General features: G+C 54.9%; 2 rRNA genes. Both read left to right on the top strand.

Annotation, left to right across the window (positions count from 1 at the left end):
• Positions 1-81 (top strand): 23S ribosomal RNA (locus F3J38_RS27810); the annotation flags it as partial.
• Positions 82-307: 226 nt separating this feature from the next.
• Positions 308-423, top strand: a 5S ribosomal RNA gene (rrf, locus tag F3J38_RS27815).
• Positions 424-426 lie beyond the last annotated feature (3 nt).

Here is a 426-nt window from a genome sequence, read left to right on the forward strand (position 1 = left end):
CGACGACGTTGATAGGCCGGATGTGTAAGTGCAGCGATGCATTGAGCTAACCGGTACTAATGACCCGTGAGGCTTAACCTTACAACGCCAGAGGCGTTTTTTGAGAGACGCAACAGATTTTCAGCTTGATTCATCCGGATAAAAGAATTAGCGATGTCCTGCGGACCTGAGTCCGAAGGATTTTGCGCTGAGGCAAGGCGGCAAGCGAGACGATGTGAAGGAGCATACTGAAGTATGTGACTGAGCAGCGCGAACGCAGCCAACGCGGCATCAGCGTAAAAGACACAGGACAGCGCACAAGAATTTGCCTGGCGGCTTTAGCGCGGTGGTCCCACCTGACCCCATGCCGAACTCAGAAGTGAAACGCCGTAGCGCCGATGGTAGTGTGGGGCCTCCCCATGCGAGAGTAGGGAACTGCCAGGCATC

This window comes from Candidatus Pantoea formicae, assembly GCF_011752625.1.
Classification (GTDB): domain Bacteria; phylum Pseudomonadota; class Gammaproteobacteria; order Enterobacterales; family Enterobacteriaceae; genus Pantoea; species Pantoea formicae.